Here is a 536-nt window from a genome sequence, read left to right as displayed (position 1 = left end):
GCCGATAAATGGAGTTTGTTAGCAATGTCTTTGCTCGAGAAGGCATGTAAGATATAAAACAACACTTCCCACTCTCTTTTGGTGAATAGCGCTGATGGTGGAGTAAAGATAAGTGATGTCGGGACTTTTATTTTATTTAAACGGGTTAACATTATATCTGTTACCGGTCTGCAATGACAAATAACTCCCTGGGATACACCGTTTTCATCTATTAATGGGTATTTATCACTAAAATAAGGTGTGAAATATGAACACCCATCATATAGCTGAATATCGACTGATGCTACACGATCCTGTGATAATTTAACCTGACGATCCTGCTGTTGAAATTCAAGCTGAAAATCTGCTGCTGGCGTAGGGATCTCACCATCTAGCAGACCTTCAATATTATATTTTTCAGGTAAATTAAATAATTTATAAACTCGCTTATTTGCATAAATAAATCTTGATTGATCATCTTTTATCGCCCAAGGCTCAGAACTGTGCTCCCAAAAACGTATTAATAATTCCAGTGAGTTAAGTAGTGTTTTTTCCAT

General features: G+C 36.2%; 1 protein-coding gene. It reads right to left on the bottom strand.

Translation table 11 applies throughout. From position 1 onward, the window contains the following. Positions 1-536, bottom strand: a 536-nt coding sequence (locus tag AEP37_RS24010; protein ID WP_049615693.1) for a PAS domain-containing protein, incomplete at both ends; no start/stop codon positions are given.

Origin of the sequence: Yersinia pekkanenii, assembly GCF_001152565.1 — a bacterium.
GTDB classification, from domain to species: domain Bacteria; phylum Pseudomonadota; class Gammaproteobacteria; order Enterobacterales; family Enterobacteriaceae; genus Yersinia; species Yersinia pekkanenii.
The sequence above is the reverse complement of the archived record's forward strand: the minus strand, read 5'-3'. Positions and strand labels throughout refer to the sequence as shown.